This is a genomic window from Bacillus sp. MM09(2025) (assembly GCF_050496725.1).
GTDB lineage: Bacteria > Bacillota > Bacilli > Bacillales > Bacillaceae > Bacillus > Bacillus pumilus.
In genome coordinates this window covers 38781-56793 of sequence record NZ_JBNWEN010000003.1, presented here as the reverse complement: position 1 = coordinate 56793, position 18013 = coordinate 38781, and the positions used below count along the sequence as shown (strand labels likewise).

The following is an 18013-nucleotide window of genomic DNA, read 5'->3' as shown; positions in this document are numbered from 1 at the left end:
ATAGTAAACGTCTGGTGCAAGCTCCCGGGTCAGCTTGCCACAGACGATATTCATAAAATGATCATGAAAATGGAAAACGGTTACTTTACCTTCTAGCAATTCCAAATGAGTTCAAGTATACTAAAATTAGCCAGGAGGGATGAAAATGAATGAATTTGAAAAAAATGTTCAAAGCAAGCGGAATGATGTGACCGACTCAGCCGTTGGTTTTATCGTCACATTCGGATTTTTCGCCTCAATGTTTATTTTGGCCACCATTATACACCTCGTTGGATCTTAACTTCATGAATGCTACATGACTGCCGTTTTGGCAGTTTTTTTATTGATTTTGTAAGATATCATATGGAGGATGCGTGTAAAACGTTCCTTTCTCCTCAAGAAATTCATATGTCACACTCCCGTCTCGATCTGTACGGTACACCTTCGTTTGATGATCCATGAGTTTTTTCAAGACATCCTGATGAGGATGCTGATAACGATTGCGTTCACCAGCCGAAATGAGTGCATGCGACGGCTCTAGATGCCGAAGCCACTCCTCACTTGTTGACCCTTTGCTCCCATGATGCCCAACCTTTAAGATATCTGCTCGCAGGTGAGGGTAGGCTTCCATAATGTCTCGTTCCCCTTCATGTTCAAGATCTCCAGTGAACAGAAACCTTTTCCCACCAAGAGTAAAAGCTAGAACAAGTGAATCATTGTTCTTACTTGTCACCCGGTGTTTCGAAGGGTGGAGAACCTCAAATGTGTGCTCTCCAACTTGGAGCTGATCTCCTCTTTCTAATTCAACAATCATAATCCCTTTTTCAGCGGCTTCTTTTAACAGTTTTGCATCCTCTGGACTTCGGGCAAAACCTTTTGGTATAGCCAGCCGCTTTACTTTATTTCGCTTGATTAAATGAACCGCTTCTCCCATGTGGTCTTGATCTGCATGCGTGAGAATCAACACATCAAGTTTTGCTATACCTTTTGAATGGAAAAACGGGATTAGCGTTTGATCACCGATCGTAGATACTTTACGTCTTTTTTTCCATGGTTCATCATCAAAAGAAAGTCTGCCACCTGTGTCCACAAGTAGATGTCCCTTTCGGTAAGGGAGCTGAATAAACAGACTATCCCCTTGTCCGACATCCAGCATCGTGACCTCTCCTTTTTGGAGAAAATTCGGGGTGAAATAGTGTGCACTCAAGACACCAATGAGTAATAGAATCGGCACGGCATAGGATTTAACGGACATTTTGCACTCCATCATAAATAGCAGAAAAACAATAGCACTCACTTCAAGCAGAATATGCCACCAAGTCGATTTCATAAAAATTAAGTTGAACCCATCAAAAACTGCCATATGTGCTGACAACTGATGACTTAGCTGGATGACCGAATCAAGCAGCTGGAACAACGCTAGCCCAAGCGGAAGATAAATGATAGACAAAAGAAAAAAGAGTAAGGACAGAGGCAGGACAACTGTCGTATAAAAAGGCACAAATATCATATTCAATGGGATGCTCAGCAAAGAAAATAGCTGAAAATGATATAAAAGAACAGGAAGCGAGGCAAGCTGTGCAACAAATGAGATCAGGAATAACTGCATCACTGCGCTTTTCGCTTGTGATAGGATTCTGGTCGATAACAAAATAAAAAACGTCACCACGAATGAAAGCTGAAATCCGATATCGAATAGATATAGAGGATGAATCGCTAATAAGAATAAAAACGCTGCGCTTAATACGACAGCAGAGGACTGTTTCATTTCTTTTGGCAGGCTTGTCATCACTAAATAGATTCCTGCCATAAGGCAAGCTCTTAAAACTGATGGTGCAGCACCTGTCAAACAAGCATAAACTGGAAGAAAGCATAATAGAAGAAGACGTGCTGTCTCTCTAGTCACACCGGCACGAAGCAGACACCAAAATAAACAGGCAAGAAGCGTTTGCACATGGAGTCCTGAGATCGCTAACAGATGAATAATGCCGAGCATTTGATAGTCTCTTAGTGTGTCAGAATCTATCAATTCTCGTTCTCCAAAAATAAGAGCCTGTACAATACCTACAGAGTTTTTCGGTACATGATCTTCTAAGAATTTTAAGCCCTTTTGCCTCATCTTTTGAAGAAAATAGGAAGGACGATCATTTTTTGTACAGCCTTTGATTGACTGCGGTAAGAAAATAGCGCGAATGCCTTTTGATTTTAGAAATTGATCGTATTGAAACCCGTTAGGAATGGTTGCGTGTTTAGGTCGTCGAACATCACCTGTCATATGACAGCTCATACCTGGCTCTATATCTTTTAGCGCCTCTTTTTCACGCTCTGTTTGAATGGTATAGAAAGCGGCTAGACGCTCATCTTCTGTTGACACAGTCGCCGAAAAACGATTGCCATCTGTTTTCGGAATCGTTTCAATCACAACGGAGCCGGAAAAGAGTTTTTCTTGAACAGGTTGATCTTTTTCAAAAGACTCATGAACCATAAAAATAAGAATATAGACAGCTCCACATAGGCTGATCATGAGAAAGAGTTTGGGAATTTTTTTCAGTAGACTGAGAAGGAAGATGATGAGAAGAAAGAGAAGGAAATACATATGAAGATGATATGCAGCCAGAGCAATTCCAACAGCTGCTGAAATTGCCCCAAACGGCAAATAATTAAACATACGAAGTAAATAATTGATTCGCCTTCTCATGCATATCGCGAATTTCTGATTCACTAAGTCCTGATTCACTTAGTTTGCCAATTAGATCTGCAACAAAGGCTAATTTTTCTTGATTTTTTAAGTCGATGATCATTTCATCAAGTTCAACTTGTTCCGTTTGAACACCTGCCTGCTCAAATAAATCAATGGCGTATGGGTGATTTTTATAATCCTTTGCATAGTATACGGTTCGAATACCTGCTTGAATAATGGCTTTACAGCACTGCAAACAAGGAAAATGTGTGACATATATTTCAGCATCGGATGTAGGTGCACCAAATTTGGCACATTGTAAAATAGCATTCATTTCCGCATGGATGGTGCGAACGCAGTGATGATCAATGACATAGCATCCCACATCTGCACAATGGACATCACCAGCAATTGAGCCATTATATCCTCCCGCAATGATACGCTTGTCTCTGACGATGGTCGCCCCAACAGCTAACCGCTCACAGGTGCTTCGTAAAGCAAGCAAATGGCTTTGTGCCATAAAATATTGATTCCATGAAATTCTTTCCACGAGCTGATCCCTCCAGAATGATGGTTGGTATTAAGTGTACATGCCTTCCTTCTATACCGTCAATTCTACTTAACGGTCAATTCATTTTTCAGCCGTTCAATGGTCTTCTCCCCAAAACCTGAAATGTTCCGCAAATCTTCAATTTGTTGAAATTCTCCGTGTTCCTCTCTGTACGTAATGATGGCTTCTGCTTTAGCTGGCCCTATTCCATTAATGGTTTGCAATTCCGCCGCATCAGCCTGATTGACATTGACACCTTGATTCTTTTCATTACCTGATAGAACGCTTGCACCTGCTGTTTGTGTGTCTCTCTCTGCTTCTCCCTGCTTCCGGACATAAATCATCATACTGTCTTCTAATTTTGCTGCTTGATTAATTTCAATCGTGTCTGCTTTACTAGTAAAGCCTCCTGCCCTTCGAATGGCTTCTTCTACCCGCGCATCAGGCTGAAACGTATAAACACCTGGCTTTTTTACAGCCCCTTTGACCTCCACAAAAATGGAGGATGATTCATTATCGGTCTTTTCTTGTTTGTCTTCTAATGTGACTTGTTTGTCTTGATCGCCCTTCAATACACTTGGCTCTCTAGTGCCCCCCTTATTTCCTACCAAAAGGAAGAAAGTGATGATGATCGCGCCCATGAGCCCAGCTCCGATATAAAGACTGTATTTTTTCAATGGAATGAATCGCTTCAAGTGCTCACGCTTCTTTCAATCATATTTTTCTATTGCTCAACATACTGTTTAGAAGATAACAGATCCTATGCGCCTAAGGAGGGAGAACGTTTGAATATCGGGATAATCGGTACAGGAAACATGGGTACCATACTTACTGAGGCATTTATTGAATCAAAGGCAGTCAATCCCTCATCCATCACCATCACAAACCGGACCATTGAAAAAGCGTTCAATATAAAAAAGAACCACCCAGATCTTGAAGTTACGAAACAGCTTACAGGAGCTATCACGAATAAAGATTTTATCTTTGTTTGTGTCAAACCGCTTGATATTTATCCTCTGTTAAAGGAAGTGAGCCCTCTCTTAACAGAGCAGCAAACCATTGTCATCATCACAAGTCCGGTTCATCCTGAGCAGCTTCAGGATGTCGTTCCTTGTCAAACAGCCAGGCTGATTCCAAGCATTACGAACCGCGCTTTATCAGGAGCGTCACTTTTAACATTTGGATCGTCATGTAATGTCACAACGAAAACAGCGTTAAGACAATTAGCTTCCTGCATTTCAACACCTATCGAAATTCATCATTCGATTACAAGAGCGGCGTCAGATATCGTCAGCTGCGGTCCTGCCTTTATCAGCTTCCTCGTTCAGAAAATGATTGAAGCAGCCGTTGAAGAAACGGATATTTCTAAAGAAGAAGCCACCTCCTTATCAGAAGATATGCTTGTAGGGCTTGGCCGTTTGATCGAAAAAAGAGTCTATACCCTTCCGACACTGCAAGACAAAGTGTGTGTAAAAGGCGGCGTCACTGGTGAAGGGATTAAAGCACTTGAAGCAGGTGTTCAAGATATGTTTCACCGCCTTTTTCAAAACACACATGAAAAATTCGATGAAGATCTTGAAGCAGTTGCGCATCAATACCCGCCAAGTGTGTTTACTGATGATCACAGAAATTAATCAACTCTGCAACAAGCGAAAAAAGGATTTTAAAAAACCATCGTTCCATTAAACGATGGTTTTTGGTTTCTTAGCTGAAATGAAATATCTTTCGGCGAATTCCCCGGGCGCTTCATTTGTAAAATCAGCAGTCACGTCTATTTGTTCAAAGCCAGCGGACTCAAGGAACGCCGCATACGTCTCAAATGGAAATGTACGCTGTTCATGTGTCTCATCATAACGCTGATACACGTCTCCGTCCTTTACAAAAAAGCTTAAATCGTGAATGACCGAATACATGTCATCCCCTTTACCACTCTGCCAAATATAGCTGATCTCTTCATCTTGATCGGCATAAGTCGAACCTGGGAATACCTTATCCATTTTATAAGGAGTATGAACATCAAAGAGTAAAACCCCATCTGCCTCTAAAAGCTGAAACATGTTTTTAAAGGTTTTTTTGACATCATTTTCGTTTTTTAAGTAATTCAAGGAATCACAGCATATAACCGCCGCTTGAAAGAATTGCTCAAAACCCGTCAGCTCTCTCATATCTTGATGTAAAAATTGAATGGACTGCTTTTTCGCCTGTGCTTTTTGCTGCGCGAAAGCCAGCATTTCTTCACTGAGGTCAATTCCTGTGACTGCATGACCCTTTTCAGCTAACCGAAGAGAAATCTCTCCAGTTCCACAGCCAACATCAATAATGGCAGCATTCGGTTTGATATTCTGCTGGATCCACTGAACCCATTCATCATAAGGTGCATGTGTCATGAGCTCGTCATATACACCTGCAAACCCTTGATAAATCATGAGTTAATGCCAAGTGAAAGCGTTTCTCTCGGCGCATCTCCCCATAGCTTCTCTAGGTTGTAGTATCCTCTTTCTTCTTTGTGGAACACATGAGCTATGACATCACCAAGATCAATCAATACCCATCTTGCTTCATCAAAGCCCTCCATCTTCTTCACTTCAATTCCACTTTCCTCTGCAAGATGTTTTACCTCTCTTGCAATGGCCTGAACTTGTTTATCAGAGTTCCCGTGACAAATGAGAAAATAATCGGCAACAAGTGAAATTCCTTGCATATTAAGGGCAATAATATCCTCCGCCCGTTTATCATCGCATGCTCCTGCCGCGACGTTTAAAATTGATGATGAATCCATCCAAATTCCTCCTTAATTGTTCTTATGCACAAGTGAGTTGTAAGTCGCAAGCGTATCTGGATAGACTGGCTGGTTCTTTTTCAATAAAAAGCTGATCGTGTTTTTTAGTGATTGAATCAGTGCGCTATCTAGATCTTGCTCTGCTAACTCTCTTACCTCTTCAACACCAGGGAAATGACGTCCTGGTTCGATATAATCAGCGACATAAATGACCTTTTCAAGTAATGTCATGTTTGGTCTGCCTGATGTATGAAATTCAATAGCCGTTAAAATGTCTTGGTCGTTAATAGCTACTTCCTTTTTAACCAAATAGGCACCGACCGGGGCATGCCAAAGCTCGGGCGAATATTCCAGCAATAGAGGGTTCATCTGCTCCTTTTGGATAATCCCCTTCATTTCATCCTTTGGTCTAAATTTCGCATAATCATGAAAAATAGCGGCGATTTCTGCTTTTTTCACATCTGCACCGAACCGTTCCGCTAATGAAATAGCTGTCTCCATAACCCCGAGTGTATGTGTATATCTATGCTCTGTTAACTGCTCTTTGACACAGTTCAATGCTTCTTCACGATTCATATAAGTGATGCTCCTTTATATAACGCTCAACAGGTTTCGGTATCAAATAATCGACAGGTTTTTCCTGCAAGATTCGCTGCCTAATCAATGTCGATGATACATCAAAAGCTGGAACATCTGCAAATAAAAGAGGATATGTCGTATTTCCGGTATAACCCGGTCTTTTCATCCCAATAAAAGTAATCATCTGAAGCAAATCATCAATCCGATGCCATTTTGGCAAATACTCGACCATGTCCGCTCCAATCATAAAAAAGAACTCATCTTCAGGGTGACGCTTCTTTAAAAGCTCCACCGTATCTACTGTATAAGATGGACCCTCTCGCTCCATTTCAATGAGCTTCAATCGAAAATGTGGATTTGACTGGATCGCCGCTTCCACCATTTTCACCCGGTGACGACTATCTGCTCGTTTCCGGTCTGTTTTATGAGGAGGCTTGTGATTTGGGATAAACCAAATTTCATCAAGCCCTACTTGAAAACGCACCTCATTTGCCATCAGTAAATGCCCATTATGAGGAGGATCAAACGTACCGCCGAACAACCCTATTTTTTTCATATCACATCCACCTTTACGGCAGCTTAATTTGTTTATTTTCCTTCGATTCTTTATAAAGGACAATCACATTTCCGATCGTTTGAACAAGTTCAGCTTTTGCACCTTTGACAAGTGCTTTCGCAACTTCCGTTTTGTCCTCGTCGCAGTTTTGTAATACGCTGACCTTTAACAGTTCTCTTACTTCAAGCGCCTCGGAAATTTGCTTGATCATATTGTCATTTACCCCGCCTTTTCCTACTTGAAAAATAGGCGATAAATGATGTGCTTTTGCACGTAAAAAACGTTTTTGTTTCCCTTTTAACATGGTGTTCCTCCTAATTTCTGTATCACAATTGACTTCATTTTTCTTACGTCAGGCGTGATGCCTGTCCATAGTTCAAAGGCTCTAGCTGCTTGTCCAACAAACATGCCGACACCATCTACTGTTTTCAAACCTAACCCGGCTGCTTCTCTGAGCAGTTTTGTTTCTATTGGATTATACACAATATCACAAACGACCGCTGTTTTTTTTGCGTTTGCTAAAGAAATCGGGGTTTCTTCAACATTCGGGTGCATACCAATAGAGGTTGTATGGATGATGACATCATATTCCCCAAGCTGCTCTTCCGCCGTCTTTAATGTAATGGCACTAGAAGTGATGTTCCCATCTGCACTTTCAATTAAAGCCTCAGCTTTTTCAATGGTGCGGTTGGTGATATCAAAGCTTTTCGGTGCATAGCCAGCAATTGTCGTATAAATTGCTCTTGCCGCTCCTCCAGCACCAATTAGAAGAAATGAAAGCTCTGATAATGGCTGATCTAAGGCTTCAAGCAATGAATGAAGAAAGCCCTCTCCATCTGTGTTGTATCCAACGAGCTGACCTCCTTCGAGCCGCACCGTATTGACGGCACGCAGGCGTTCAGCTGTGACATCAATTTTGTCTAGGTACTGCATGATGTCTACCTTGTGCGGAACAGTGACGTTAAAGCCGCTGATTCCTAAGGCTTTCATACCGCTAATCGCATCTTTCAGGTCATCATTTTCTACTTGAAAACCGTGATAATGTCCATCAATTCCAGCATCCTTTAATGCTGCATTATGAATATCTGGAGACATTGAATGGCCAACAGGGTTACCGATTACTCCGTATAAAGGTTTCAAGGTCTCTCCCCCTCTGAACAATTATATTAACGAACGTCTCATAAACACATGCACGCCTTTTGGCGCATAGACTTTAATTTGCTTACCTGCATCATTTGCCGTGATCCATCCTAAGCCTGAGAAAACGATATCCATTTTGGGCTGATCAATGGTAAAGGTATGCGGAACGAGTGCTGGAAAATCTTCCATCCCCTCTTTTGATGGCGGTGATAGCAGTTCCCCTGCATGTTTTTCATATAAATCATCTGCGTTCTCTAACTTTGTTCTGTGTATGTTCAGCTCATTTGGCATATAGCAGACAAATGACGTTCTGCCGCCTTTTACATAATCAAATCGAGCAAGCCCGCCAAAATAAAGCGTTTGTGCTTCATTTAATTGGAACGTTCTCGGTTTCAATTCTTTTTTCGGCGTTAAGATCTTCAAGTCATTTTTGCTGACATAGTGCGCCATCTGATGACGATTGATAATGCCCGGCGTATCAAATAGAGCAGATCCATCATCAAGCGGGATCTCAATGGCATCAAGTGTTGTACCTGGATATTGTGATGTGGTAATCACGTTCTCTTCGCCAGATACTTCTTTGATGATTCGATTGATAAATGTAGATTTCCCAACATTCGTACAGCCGACGACATAGACATTTCTTCCCTCGCGATAATGATCGATCGCTTCCATCACCTCAGGTACGCCCTGACCTCTGCTTGCACTGATTAAGAACACATCGATCGGGTTCAATCCGTTTTCTTTCGCTTCCCGTTTCATCCAATGAATCAAACGATCTTTTTTCACGGATTTCGGTAAAATATCTACTTTGTTGCCGACGAGTAAAATCGGGTTACCACCGACAATACGACTCAGCCCATTTATCCAGCTTCCGTTAAAGTCAAAAATATCAACGACCTTGACAATCAGAGAATCTGTCTCTCCGATGCTGTGCAATATATTTAAAAAGTCGTCTTCCGTTAAAGAAACATCTTGTATTTCATTGTAGTTCTTTAACCTAAAACAGCGCTGACAGATCACATCTTCTTTCAATAGAGATGCTGCCGGCGCATATCCTAATTGATCTTTATCTTCCGTCTGAATGGCTACACCGCAGCCAATACAAACAACCTTTTCCATTATTACTCTTCCTCCCACTGAATGTGGCCCTTACGCTTTAAGGCTCCTAAAATTCTGCGTTCAATCTGCCTGTTAAATTTAGTGAAAAATCCGTCTGAGGCAGCAACAGGGACGACCAAAATCGTATGGAAGCCGTGACGATTCCCGCCTAGAACATCGGTCATAAGCTGATCCCCAATGACCACCACATCTTCTTTTTTCAATTGCATATCAGCGACAGCCTTATTAAAAGCTCTTCCCATCGGCTTTTTCGCTTTATAAATAAACGGGATATGAACGGGTTCAGAAAAAAGCTTGACCCTTTTTTCATTATTGTTCGATACAATCGTCACTTGTATCCCGTGATCCTTCATTTCTTGAAACCATTCAATTAAGCGGGGCGTCGCACTTGGACGATCCCATTCTACTAGTGTGTTATCTAAATCGGTAATAATTCCTTTTACATTTCGTTCTTTTAGTTTTTGCGGTGAAATGTGGAAAATGCTTTTCACAAATTCATCCGGTAAGAAATACTTCTTTAGCACAATTTGCACCCTTTCTTCCATTGGTTTTTCAGCGATTGTGTCGAATCAAATCACAATTTGTCTGTCTATCGAATACAATGAAAAAGTTTTCGACATATGATGAGGACCTTCAACAGGTGTGGATAATTTTACACACATTATCCACCTATATTCCATCACGCTTTCATTCAATTATAAACACTCTACCCACAAGTTATCCACTTCACCATGTGGATAACAGAACGATTGTTCTTGTTTCCCATTCATGGTAGATTAAAGGTACTTCAGAGACATTCGATCAACCTATGATGATATGTCTTTTCCTCAAGTTTTATGCCAACTTTTTCAGGGGAGGTGTTTTTCCCATCATATGGGTTTCTAGTATGAAAAAGCTGTCAGATGATTTACTTATAGAATCGTACTATAAAGCAAATGAAATGAACTTAAATCGCGACTTCATTGAATTAATTGAGACAGAAATGAAAAGACGTTCGCTCGGGCATATGCTCTCTGTTTCCTCTTAATTCCATATCACAGGAACCATGCCTCCCGAGCACTCTCCTTTTTTAAACTCAGGTGACTGATATTATATCACTTGCGCTATAGGCTTACTACTATTTTCCGTAAAAAACACCCCTTCTTAACAAAGAAGAGGTGTCTTATTTGCAAGGCTGTTCATTCCAAAACCATAACCCTCCACCTACGACCAAAATGACCACAAGGAACACAACAAGAAAAGCGTAACCGATTCCTGCTCCTTGAGCTGGATAAGGCGAACACGCAGGGTAAGGATAAGGGCATCCCCACATATCAGTTACCTCCTTCTAGGAAGATATACTGTTAGACTATGCTGGATGGATGGTCTTGTTTAGGCAGATGGCCATCATTTAAAAATGTTTAATGACATCACGCTCTTTGATTTCGTTATAAATGATTCTTGCCCCTTTTGGCGTCATATGATTGCCAGAAGGGTCGATCAAACCTGATTGAATCAGCGCATTGTCACTATCTTCGCCTGCTTCTCGGATGAACGCTTTCCAGTTGTCGACAAGCGGTACTTGCTGATCCTTGGCTAGTTCTCTCGTGATGTCATTATAGGAATTTTGCCAAGCTCTTGCCCCGCCTCTCTCAGTAAAATAAGATGACTTATACCTAGAGTAATAATACAAGCCCTTTTTTCCGCCTTCTACAACAGGAACGCACGTCATGAGAATCGGGGTAATACCTGCTTTTCTACTTTCAGAAATGAAGTAGGTTATATTTTCTTTAAATCTTTTTTTCGTCACTCGGGGATGTTTCCCGTCTAAAATCGCCGCATCATTCGTACCGAACATGATGAGGACGTAAGTTGGTTTCTGCTTTAAAATATCCTGCTCAAAGCGAAGCTTCGCATCTTCAGTCGTCTGCCCGCCAATCCCTGCGTTCTTCACTTGAATTTGACCGCGCTCGACGTTTTTCATGAGATTCACCCATTTTTCAGATGTTGGATAATCTCGAAAGTCCCAGTTTGATCCCTTTGTATTGCTGTCGCCAAATGCAATGACACTTTCTTGTTCTGGCTTTGAACACCCAGCAACGACACAAAGCAGGATGAAAAGGACAACATATTTCTTCACAACATTCACCTCCAAAAGCCCTCTTCATATAGTAAACGACAAGACTTTTGGTTTCAATGAATGACTGTTTTTGACGAATACTTCCTAGTGCAGTTGAACAGGTACATACGCTTTGTCATGATGCAGCAGTTCGCTCACTTTGACAAATTCATAGCCTCGATCCTTTAATTCAGGTATCACTTGTTTCAGTGCTTCGACCGTCTGCTTCCGGTTTCCCCCGCCATCATGCAAAAGAATGATATCGCCGCCTTGAATGTGATCAATAATCCGGCTTGCTATTTTGCGTGAGCCTGGTCTTGACCAGTCCTTCGGATCTTGCGTAAAGGACCACATGACCACATCATATCCTTGTTTTGACAAAATGCGGAAAGATTTCATCGTCAAGCGGCCGCCAGGAGGGCGAAATAATAAGGGCCCTCCTGGCTGGAGTGAAGCGATATGAGCCGCTGATTCTTTTAGCTCCTGCTTGATCTCCTTTGATGATAACAGGTCAAAATACGTATGATTCATCGTGTGGTTGCCAAGCTCATTTCCCTCGCCTACGATTCGTTTCGCAATCTCTGGATATGTATGAATCCGGCTGCCTATAGCAAAAAAGCTGGCATTCACTTGATGCTCCTTCAGCACATCTAATACTTGATTCGTGTACACTGGATGAGGTCCATCATCAAAGGTCAGTGCAATCTTTTTTCGTTCCTGTCTCATGTCCCAAAAAGCTCGTCCTGTTTTTTCTAGGTCGATTCTTTTTAATGTTCGAGCTTCTATTTTATTAGGAACAAACGTGCATAGCATTAATATACACATCAAGACATGCAACCCTCTCACTTGACCGCCTCCACAGAACATTCTTACAGATTAAATTGCCCGCTTTTTAATGAATCATTCAACATTCAAGGTCACGATCCGCATCTCTGGCTTCTTTTTTACATAAAAAAAAGCTGGCCATCAGGCCCGCTTTTTGTTTCACGTTTGGTTTCTCTCTTCAACTGTCGAACGTTGCTTAGAATTCATACAGACACTCTCCTTCTTGGATTTGATTTTGAGCCCATAATAATTTCCGATAATACTGGTTGGACTTCTGGTATTGTTGAGAGGCTTCTAAGGCTGTCGCAATTTCTAGTGAGATATCCTCTATATAAGAGTATAGGCTAAGTTTTTCCAAATAATCAATGGTTTTTTGCAGTTGTTCTTCATTCATTTCTTGAACATATAAAGCATCTAGATACTCAAACATATGACAGAACAGCTGGTCTTCATGCTTCTTTGCAGCTAATTTTCCCTCCTCTAATATGCGGCATGCTGCTACTTGTTCATTTTGTCTAAAAAGCAGTTTTGCCAGCGTATAGAGCGTATGCGGAAGCGTGGGAAGCTGCTCTTTACAGGCAATATTAGCCGATTCTGTTAAATAGCGTTCTGCTTCCTCAAGGTAGCCCAGCTCCCCATAACATTTCCCTAAATTATAAAGCGCTGAACTGTATATCCGCGGGTGATCAATTTGTGATGCGAGCTGTTTTGCCTTTTTTAAATGAGGCAGTGCTCGGTCTTTTCGTTTTAAATCTTGATAGTTTCCTGAGATCACAAACAGGCACTGAATGATGCGAATAGAATAAGCATCATGCTGATCGTATATTTCCAGCGCCTTTAAAATATGATGCATCGAGACATGCGTTTGCTTCATAATATAGTAGGCTTCCGCTACTTTAAAATGAAATTCAGCCTGCTCAATATCATCAAATACCATAGACAGCTGTTTTTCTGCCACTCGGTAATATTTGACGGCTTCTAAATATTCTTTTTGACTAAACTCATGCATGCCACGAAAAAATGCATGGTAATAATGCAGCATATCAGATAACTCATGATTGGAGTTTTCGATTTTATCGACAAGATTAGATACTGAGAAAGGTTGATATTTTGAAGGGTGTATATAGTCAAGCATGATCTGGTGCCGAAAACACATGAGCTGATAATAAATCAGTAAATGCTGGTCCTCTTCCATCCGTTCAATTTCCGCTTCTACTTCTGCTTTTAGGATTTCCGCATCTGGAACACTGAACTGCCGTATCATTCGATACCATTCATTAATTTTCATACCTACATGTGAAGAAAGAACCTTCCCCATGTTCCGAAAAAACCCCTTCCTTTTCGGTCTAATATTACATATTTTAGCACGCTTCTTGACCGCCAAGCACCGCAAAGAAACCGCAAACATATGAGAAGGGAAGCAAAACAAGACGAACAGAAGCCCGTTTTTTTCGAAAAAGATGATTTTTTCATCGTACAGACACAGACAATCCCCCCTTCACATACATTTGAGGATATAGGCAGTGGCCTAAACATGGTGGAGGTGAAAATCGTGGCAGGAGTATTTACAGCGATGGGATTGATGGTCAAAGAATTGGTGTTCTTAGTGTCCTATGTCAAAAACAATGCCTTTCCACAGCCCCTTTCGGGAGATGATGAAAAAAAATACTTAGCCCTTATGGCAGAGGGCGATGAACACGCGAGAAATATGCTGATTGAACATAACCTTCGGCTCGTCGCCCATATTGTCAAGAAATTTGAAAATACCGGGGAAGACGCAGAAGACCTCATCTCCATCGGGACGATCGGACTCATTAAAGCCATCGAAAGCTATTCCTCTGGAAAAGGAACAAAGCTGGCAACGTATGCCGCGCGGTGTATTGAAAATGAAATCCTGATGCATTTACGCGCGCTCAAAAAGACAAAAAAGGATGTCTCCTTGCATGACCCCATTGGTCAGGATAAAGAAGGCAATGAAATTTCTTTAATTGATGTCTTAAAATCCGAAAATGAAGATGTGATTGATACGATTCAGCTCAACATGGAGCTTGAAAAAGTAAAAGAGTATATCGACATTCTCGACGGCCGGGAAAAAGAAGTGATCGTCGGCCGGTTCGGCCTTGATTTAAAGAAAGAAAAAACGCAGCGGGAAATAGCCAAGGAGCTCGGAATATCGCGGAGCTATGTGTCCCGGATTGAGAAGCGGGCGCTGATGAAGATGTTTCATGAGTTTTACCGGGCGGAGAAGGAGAAACGGAAGCGGGAGAAGGGGAAGTGAAAATAAACTTTTCCCAACTTCTATTAAAAAAACAGACCTTGTTGGGTCTGTTTTTATTTTATCATCATCATTTAGCTCATATATACAAAAGAAAGCTATGTCATGTTTTATCCTCATTTATTTCACCATGATGTTTTCTTTTAAAAAACGTTCAAAAAGCTTATGACCTTCCTCCTCAATTAGATCATCTTCAATCAGATATTCTCCAATCAATAGCCCTAGATCATCCCACTGCTCATATTCCTTCAAAAGCGTTATACCATCACTTTTTTGATCAAAAAACAATAGCCATCTTCCTGTCTCTAAACTCTTAAAAAACACGCCTTCATAATCAAAACCATGTTCGTAATATCCTACATGTAAATGCATAGTATCGTCTAACCTATGTACTCTTTCATCTGTACACACTTTCATTTTACTCCCTTAACTTTTCTTATCATGCTGAAAATCAATATCCCTCAACTCGACCCATTCAACAAAATCAGGAACCTTTTTTGTCAGCAAAAAATGGTGAACGATTTGATAAGCTTGATCACGATTGATGAAGCTACACGACGGCACATACAATGGCGATCCCGCAACATCATGTTCAATTGTTTCTATTTGTTCTATCTTTTTAAAAGGGACTAAAAAATTCGGATACCTCATGATCAAGAACCCATACGGTTCAGTATAAAAGAAAACTAGACTTTCACTTTCCCAATCTTCCTCTATCTCAATGGAAGATTCCCCGTTTCCTTGTTTCCAATACTGTTCACCCTCTTGAAAGAAGATCTTTTTCAAGAATTCTTCGCCCGGATTTTCGACTGGATCGCCTGTAGGACCGTAGTACAAAAACATCCATATCTCTCCTTCATGCCTATATCAATTTGTTATCCAACTGTTCTATTTCCTTCAAATTTATAAAAAGCTTGTGGTTCTTCGTTTAATTTCAGCAAGTGATATAGCTTTGGGTTTAGCTTTTGAAAAGTTTGCTTGCTGACCCATTTTACTTCTTCAATATCATGATCCGGATCGAGAATACTCATTTGTCCTCCGGTGATTTCAGCAAAGAAGGTGATCATCAGTGCATGATGCTTTTTGTCTTGAAAGAATGCTTCTCGAACCGAATGAAGTTCATTTACTTTGCAAATATACCCTGTCTCTTCTTTCACCTCACGGATCACGGCTTGATGCAGTTGTTCGCCTTTTTCTACAGCACCACCAGGAAGCCCCCAATATCCCTTTACGTTTTTGACCATTAAAATATTTTCTGCCTCATCATTCATAATAGCTGATACTACGTCTACTCTTTTCAAATGAATCCCCCTCAATCATTCTCTTTTCTCATCAATTATCCAATAAATAGCACGAACTGTTCATTTCAATACATTCATTATACGGTATCCTTGATACAAGAGAATGGATAAGAAAGCAAACAGCTTTCGTGAGCAGATTGGAGGCCACAGCATGTGGATCATCATCATTTTACTTATTGTCCTCATTGGGTTTACAGGGAATATCGTTTCTTTATTAAGACAAATGAAAGAATCAAACGAGAAAATTATACAACTGTTAGAACAGCAAAAACCGAAAAAATAAAAACCTCACTCTTTTAGAGAGAGGTTTTTTAGAGTAAGCCATTATTCTTACCGTTTCTCATGAAGCAACATATATCTGATTCGACGAATATAATGCAGCGCAATATGAACGAGACATAAAATGAGCCCGATCATCGCAAGAATATAAATGGGCAGCATCAAACCAGGTACATAGTTGACGATAAAACCCAAACAAAACGCTGTCAGCATATATAGGCTGATCAACCTCATCAATACCATTCGAAGCCCTCCCTTTCTACAACTCTAACATCATTTCCTTTATTTTCATAATTGGATTTAAAAAATGCGAATCCACTAAGATTCGCATGATCATTACGTATTCAATTCACCTTTCTTCGCCCGCGCTTCCTTCCACTGCTCAAGCTCTGACACTGTCAATAATTGATATCCTTGTTTGGTTAATTCCTTGATAATCGTGACAGCTGCGTTTGCCGAGGTGTCGTAGATGTCGTGCATTAAAACAGTTTCTCCGCTAGATGCATGTGTGAGAATGTAGTTGGCAACGTACTGGCTGTTGCGATATTTCCAGTCTTCTGGATCTACGTCCCAAAGCGTGACTTTCATGTTGACAGCCGCGTTAATTTGCCCGTTTGTTCCTCCATATGGCGGTCTAAAGTGAGTCGGTGTGAAACCGCTCGCTTTTTCAATGATTTGCTGGGTCTCTTCCACTTGTTTGACGGCTTGTTTTAATGGAAGTCTTGTGAGTAAAGGATGGCTATAGGAATGATTTCCGATTTCATTCCCACCCTTTCTGATTTCACCTAGCATATCAGGGTAATATTGAACCCTGTTTCCTAATACAAAAAATGTCGCATGTCCTTTGTTTTCTTTTAAGGCTTTTAAAATTTTTGAGGTCGTGGATGGATTTGGTCCATCATCAAATGTCAGGGCAATAGCTTTTTGACTCGGGTTGAATGTTGCTTGTTTTGGCAGTTTGACGAGCTTTCTTTTTGAGATCGGTTCTTTTTTCTCATTTTTGTTCTTTTCTTTATGAATGTATTCAGGCTTTAACATTCCTTTAAGCAGCGTTTTTTTAATCGCCAGCACTTGAGGCCCTTGTTCGCTTGGTGCGATTTGCCCTGCTGGAAAGTAGAATTCTATAAAACGATCTTTGATGGCAAAATACTGATAATGCTCTGCTGCAGGAGACGTTCCATGTTTGAGCAAATGCTCATTTTCAGCAAGAGAGCGATCTTTTTTTAATTCATTAAATGTCATTTGAGACAGTTTTTGCAGATCTTCTTTCTTTGATAAAAATAGATCATCTATTGATAAAAAATGCTGTTTCTTGAAATCAAAATTGAACAACTTCGTTTGATGTGCGCCTTTTACTCCGCCTTTCAATTCATATGTATTGAATTTTATCGCAGCGGTTTGCTTGGCATAATGAGTAATCTCGTAATCTATGTTTAATTCGTATCGATGATCTTCATCGACATCGTTTGCTTCACTGAATGATGTTTTGAATTTATCTAGCGCTGTTTCAGCAAATCTTTTCATCTCTTGATCTAGCTTTTCTTGATGAAACACCGGATAGTTGACAGCATATCTCATGTATCTCCCGTCATTCACGAGGGTGACTATTTCCACTTCTTTATAGCTCGCATCTTGTTCTACTTTCTTCTTCTCCGTCCCGCTTGCCTGCTGATTATGATAAAACGCAGCAATTCCGATGATGATTGCAAGTCCGCATAGGACGAGACTAATCTTCCATTTCATTGACACAATAATTCCCCTCTCGTGATGGCGTCATGCCTTGATGACGTGTGTTTGTAGGATAGACTTTGCGTGAACCCCATTTAGTTTTCAAAAAACAAACTCGTCAC

The 18013-nt window shown here is 40.8% G+C and carries 25 protein-coding genes; 5 read left to right on the top strand and 20 right to left on the bottom strand.

Annotated elements, in window-relative coordinates; all coding sequences use genetic code 11:
- The first annotated feature begins 145 nt into the window (after positions 1–145).
- Positions 146–280, top strand: coding sequence for a YqzM family protein (locus tag ACQYAC_RS04420; protein ID WP_012010638.1), 135 nt, complete (start codon positions 146–148; stop codon positions 278–280).
- 39 nt (positions 281–319) lie between these two features.
- On the opposite strand, the gene ACQYAC_RS04415 is transcribed toward ACQYAC_RS04420, so the two are convergent.
- The 3 genes from ACQYAC_RS04415 to ACQYAC_RS04405 form a co-directional block, all read right to left on the bottom strand.
- Entirely contained in the window at positions 320–2647 is a 2328-nt protein-coding gene (locus tag ACQYAC_RS04415; RefSeq protein ID WP_429942939.1) for a DNA internalization-related competence protein ComEC/Rec2, read from the bottom strand.
- Positions 2640–3209, bottom strand: coding sequence for a ComE operon protein 2 (locus ACQYAC_RS04410; protein ID WP_058014632.1), 570 nt, complete (start codon positions 3207–3209; stop codon positions 2640–2642). Before ACQYAC_RS04410 ends, ACQYAC_RS04415 begins: the two co-directional genes overlap by 8 nt.
- 65 nt (positions 3210–3274) lie before the next feature.
- Entirely contained in the window at positions 3275–3904 is a 630-nt protein-coding gene (locus ACQYAC_RS04405) for a helix-hairpin-helix domain-containing protein (RefSeq protein ID WP_429942820.1), read from the bottom strand.
- Between the two features lie 90 nt (positions 3905–3994).
- Here ACQYAC_RS04405 and comER point away from each other — a divergent pair, with 90 nt between their 5' ends.
- Positions 3995–4843 carry a late competence protein ComER gene (gene comER, locus ACQYAC_RS04400; protein ID WP_429942819.1) on the top strand — a complete coding sequence of 283 codons (849 nt, stop codon included), beginning with the start codon at positions 3995–3997 and terminating at the stop codon, positions 4841–4843.
- Between the two features lie 48 nt (positions 4844–4891).
- Here the strand turns inward: comER and ACQYAC_RS04395 are convergent, their stop codons facing one another.
- The 8 genes from ACQYAC_RS04395 to ACQYAC_RS04360 are packed head-to-tail and all read right to left on the bottom strand — an operon-like array spanning position 4892 to position 9909.
- The gene (locus tag ACQYAC_RS04395) at positions 4892–5635 is read right to left on the bottom strand and encodes a class I SAM-dependent DNA methyltransferase (RefSeq protein ID WP_429942818.1); all 744 of its coding nucleotides are present in this window, start codon (positions 5633–5635) and stop codon (positions 4892–4894) included.
- On the bottom strand, positions 5632–5988 hold the full coding sequence (gene rsfS, locus ACQYAC_RS04390; RefSeq protein WP_003217467.1) for a ribosome silencing factor: 357 nt from the start codon (positions 5986–5988) through the stop codon (positions 5632–5634). Before rsfS ends, ACQYAC_RS04395 begins: the two co-directional genes overlap by 4 nt.
- A gap of 12 nt (positions 5989–6000) precedes the next feature.
- Positions 6001–6564, bottom strand: a complete 564-nt coding sequence (gene yqeK / locus ACQYAC_RS04385; protein WP_429942817.1) for a bis(5'-nucleosyl)-tetraphosphatase (symmetrical) YqeK — start codon at positions 6562–6564, stop codon at positions 6001–6003.
- The gene (locus ACQYAC_RS04380) at positions 6554–7123 is read right to left on the bottom strand and encodes a nicotinate-nucleotide adenylyltransferase (protein WP_429942816.1); all 570 of its coding nucleotides are present in this window, start codon (positions 7121–7123) and stop codon (positions 6554–6556) included. The genes yqeK and ACQYAC_RS04380 overlap by 11 nt, the downstream gene beginning before the upstream one ends.
- Positions 7124–7136: 13 nt before the next feature.
- Entirely contained in the window at positions 7137–7427 is a 291-nt protein-coding gene (gene yhbY / locus ACQYAC_RS04375; RefSeq protein WP_034661378.1) for a ribosome assembly RNA-binding protein YhbY, read from the bottom strand.
- The gene (aroE, locus tag ACQYAC_RS04370; protein WP_058014627.1) at positions 7421–8263 is read right to left on the bottom strand and encodes a shikimate dehydrogenase; all 843 of its coding nucleotides are present in this window, start codon (positions 8261–8263) and stop codon (positions 7421–7423) included. Before aroE ends, yhbY begins: the two co-directional genes overlap by 7 nt.
- Positions 8264–8284: 21 nt before the next feature.
- Positions 8285–9385, bottom strand: coding sequence for a ribosome biogenesis GTPase YqeH (gene yqeH, locus ACQYAC_RS04365; RefSeq protein ID WP_065098458.1), 1101 nt, complete (start codon positions 9383–9385; stop codon positions 8285–8287).
- Positions 9386–9387: 2 nt separating this feature from the next.
- Positions 9388–9909, bottom strand: coding sequence for a YqeG family HAD IIIA-type phosphatase (locus ACQYAC_RS04360; RefSeq protein ID WP_044139602.1), 522 nt, complete (start codon positions 9907–9909; stop codon positions 9388–9390).
- Positions 9910–10271: 362 nt separating this feature from the next.
- Here ACQYAC_RS04360 and ACQYAC_RS04355 point away from each other — a divergent pair, with 362 nt between their 5' ends.
- Positions 10272–10412, top strand: coding sequence for a sporulation histidine kinase inhibitor Sda (locus tag ACQYAC_RS04355; RefSeq protein WP_003217327.1), 141 nt, complete (start codon positions 10272–10274; stop codon positions 10410–10412).
- Between the two features lie 135 nt (positions 10413–10547).
- Here ACQYAC_RS04355 and ACQYAC_RS04350 read toward each other — a convergent pair whose 3' ends face one another.
- The 4 genes from ACQYAC_RS04350 to ACQYAC_RS04335 form a co-directional block, all read right to left on the bottom strand.
- Positions 10548–10697 carry a hypothetical protein gene (locus ACQYAC_RS04350; RefSeq protein ID WP_003217499.1) on the bottom strand — a complete coding sequence of 50 codons (150 nt, stop codon included), beginning with the start codon at positions 10695–10697 and terminating at the stop codon, positions 10548–10550.
- A 78-nt stretch (positions 10698–10775) separates the two neighbouring features.
- Positions 10776–11504, bottom strand: a complete 729-nt coding sequence (locus ACQYAC_RS04345; RefSeq protein ID WP_429942815.1) for an SGNH/GDSL hydrolase family protein — start codon at positions 11502–11504, stop codon at positions 10776–10778.
- Between the two features lie 84 nt (positions 11505–11588).
- Entirely contained in the window at positions 11589–12329 is a 741-nt protein-coding gene (locus tag ACQYAC_RS04340; protein ID WP_180310489.1) for a polysaccharide deacetylase family protein, read from the bottom strand.
- Positions 12330–12504: 175 nt separating this feature from the next.
- Positions 12505–13626, bottom strand: a complete 1122-nt coding sequence (locus ACQYAC_RS04335) for an aspartate phosphatase (RefSeq protein WP_429942814.1) — start codon at positions 13624–13626, stop codon at positions 12505–12507.
- Positions 13627–13857: 231 nt separating this feature from the next.
- Here ACQYAC_RS04335 and sigK point away from each other — a divergent pair, with 231 nt between their 5' ends.
- Positions 13858–14586 carry an RNA polymerase sporulation sigma factor SigK gene (sigK, locus tag ACQYAC_RS04330; RefSeq protein WP_058014952.1) on the top strand — a complete coding sequence of 243 codons (729 nt, stop codon included), beginning with the start codon at positions 13858–13860 and terminating at the stop codon, positions 14584–14586.
- 117 nt (positions 14587–14703) lie between these two features.
- On the opposite strand, the gene ACQYAC_RS04325 is transcribed toward sigK, so the two are convergent.
- From ACQYAC_RS04325 to ACQYAC_RS04315, 3 genes are read right to left on the bottom strand one after another with little or no spacing between them, the layout of a single operon-like run.
- The gene (locus tag ACQYAC_RS04325) at positions 14704–14994 is read right to left on the bottom strand and encodes a DUF3986 family protein (protein WP_429942813.1); all 291 of its coding nucleotides are present in this window, start codon (positions 14992–14994) and stop codon (positions 14704–14706) included.
- A gap of 15 nt (positions 14995–15009) precedes the next feature.
- Entirely contained in the window at positions 15010–15426 is a 417-nt protein-coding gene (locus ACQYAC_RS04320; protein WP_429942812.1) for a hypothetical protein, read from the bottom strand.
- Between the two features lie 32 nt (positions 15427–15458).
- Positions 15459–15884 (bottom strand): NUDIX hydrolase, encoded by a 426-nt coding sequence (locus ACQYAC_RS04315; protein WP_429942811.1) that lies wholly within the window; start codon positions 15882–15884, stop codon positions 15459–15461.
- A 151-nt stretch (positions 15885–16035) separates the two neighbouring features.
- Here ACQYAC_RS04315 and ACQYAC_RS04310 point away from each other — a divergent pair, with 151 nt between their 5' ends.
- Positions 16036–16167 (top strand): hypothetical protein, encoded by a 132-nt coding sequence (locus ACQYAC_RS04310; protein ID WP_260850340.1) that lies wholly within the window; start codon positions 16036–16038, stop codon positions 16165–16167.
- Between the two features lie 47 nt (positions 16168–16214).
- Here the strand turns inward: ACQYAC_RS04310 and ACQYAC_RS04305 are convergent, their stop codons facing one another.
- A complete protein-coding gene (locus ACQYAC_RS04305) occupies positions 16215–16406 on the bottom strand; it encodes a hypothetical protein (RefSeq protein ID WP_003217441.1) in 192 nt (63 codons plus the stop codon).
- 93 nt (positions 16407–16499) lie between these two features.
- Complete coding sequence (locus tag ACQYAC_RS04300; RefSeq protein WP_429942810.1) at positions 16500–17912, bottom strand: polysaccharide deacetylase family protein; 1413 nt, start codon at positions 17910–17912, stop codon at positions 16500–16502.
- Positions 17913–18013: the final 101 nt, after the last annotated feature.

Excerpts from the sequence above, each read along its gene's own strand:
- ACQYAC_RS04420 (WP_012010638.1), top strand. The coding sequence starts at position 146 with ATGAATGAATTTGAAAAAAATGTTCAAAGCAAGCGGAATGATGTGACC.
- ACQYAC_RS04395 (WP_429942818.1), bottom strand. The coding sequence starts at position 5,635 with ATGATTTATCAAGGGTTTGCAGGTGTATATGACGAGCTCATGACACAT.
- ACQYAC_RS04310 (WP_260850340.1), top strand. The coding sequence starts at position 16,036 with ATGTGGATCATCATCATTTTACTTATTGTCCTCATTGGGTTTACAGGG.
- ACQYAC_RS04355 (WP_003217327.1), top strand. The coding sequence starts at position 10,272 with ATGAAAAAGCTGTCAGATGATTTACTTATAGAATCGTACTATAAAGCA.
- ACQYAC_RS04305 (WP_003217441.1), bottom strand. The coding sequence starts at position 16,406 with ATGGTATTGATGAGGTTGATCAGCCTATATATGCTGACAGCGTTTTGT.
- yqeK (WP_429942817.1), bottom strand. The coding sequence starts at position 6,564 with ATGAATCGTGAAGAAGCATTGAACTGTGTCAAAGAGCAGTTAACAGAG.
- yhbY (WP_034661378.1), bottom strand. The coding sequence starts at position 7,427 with ATGTTAAAAGGGAAACAAAAACGTTTTTTACGTGCAAAAGCACATCAT.
- ACQYAC_RS04350 (WP_003217499.1), bottom strand. The coding sequence starts at position 10,697 with ATGTGGGGATGCCCTTATCCTTACCCTGCGTGTTCGCCTTATCCAGCT.
- ACQYAC_RS04380 (WP_429942816.1), bottom strand. The coding sequence starts at position 7,123 with ATGAAAAAAATAGGGTTGTTCGGCGGTACGTTTGATCCTCCTCATAAT.
- rsfS (WP_003217467.1), bottom strand. The coding sequence starts at position 5,988 with ATGGATTCATCATCAATTTTAAACGTCGCGGCAGGAGCATGCGATGAT.
- ACQYAC_RS04415 (WP_429942939.1), bottom strand. The coding sequence starts at position 2,647 with ATGTTTAATTATTTGCCGTTTGGGGCAATTTCAGCAGCTGTTGGAATT.
- yqeH (WP_065098458.1), bottom strand. The coding sequence starts at position 9,385 with ATGGAAAAGGTTGTTTGTATTGGCTGCGGTGTAGCCATTCAGACGGAA.
- ACQYAC_RS04335 (WP_429942814.1), bottom strand. The coding sequence starts at position 13,626 with ATGGGGAAGGTTCTTTCTTCACATGTAGGTATGAAAATTAATGAATGG.
- ACQYAC_RS04320 (WP_429942812.1), bottom strand. The coding sequence starts at position 15,426 with ATGTTTTTGTACTACGGTCCTACAGGCGATCCAGTCGAAAATCCGGGC.